General features: G+C 63.7%; 1 protein-coding gene. It reads left to right on the forward strand.

What is annotated here, in order from left to right; all coding sequences use genetic code 11:
- Positions 1–546: Ig-like domain-containing protein (locus IR141_RS12725; RefSeq protein ID WP_194198402.1), on the forward strand; the 546-nt coding region annotated here is incomplete at both ends.

A 546-nucleotide genomic window follows, 5' to 3' on the forward strand; every position in this document is an offset into this window, starting at 1 on the left:
TGGTAACCGTAGTGGTAACCGGTTCGGACGGCCAAAGCCAAACCGTTACCACCACCGTCAAGGCAGACGGCAGCTACAGCGTAGACGTGCCCAAAGCCCTGCCCGACGGCGGCTACACCGCCGAAGCTTCGGTGAAAGACCCCGCCGGCAACGAAGGCAGAGCCAAAGACAACGGCTCGGTCGACACCACCGCCCCGATGATCAGCGTAGACGCGCCGGACAACAGCAGCGACAACACCCCGACCATCAGCGGCAAAACCGATGCGCCCGCCGGTTCGGTGGTAACCGTAGTGGTAACCGGTTCAGACGGCCAAAGCCAAACCGTTACCACCACCGTCAAGGCAGACGGCAGCTACAGCGTAGACGTGCCCAAAGCCCTGCCCGACGGCGGCTACACCGCCGAAGCCTCGGTGAAAGACCCCGCCGGCAACGAAGGCAGAGCCAAAGACAACGGCTCGGTCGACACCACCGCCCCGATGATCAGCGTAGACGCGCCGGACAACAGCAGCGACAACACCCCGACCATCAGCGGCAAAACCGATGCGC

It is taken from the genome of Neisseria sp. 19428wB4_WF04, assembly GCF_015235335.1.
Classification (GTDB): Bacteria; Pseudomonadota; Gammaproteobacteria; order Burkholderiales; family Neisseriaceae; genus Neisseria; species Neisseria musculi.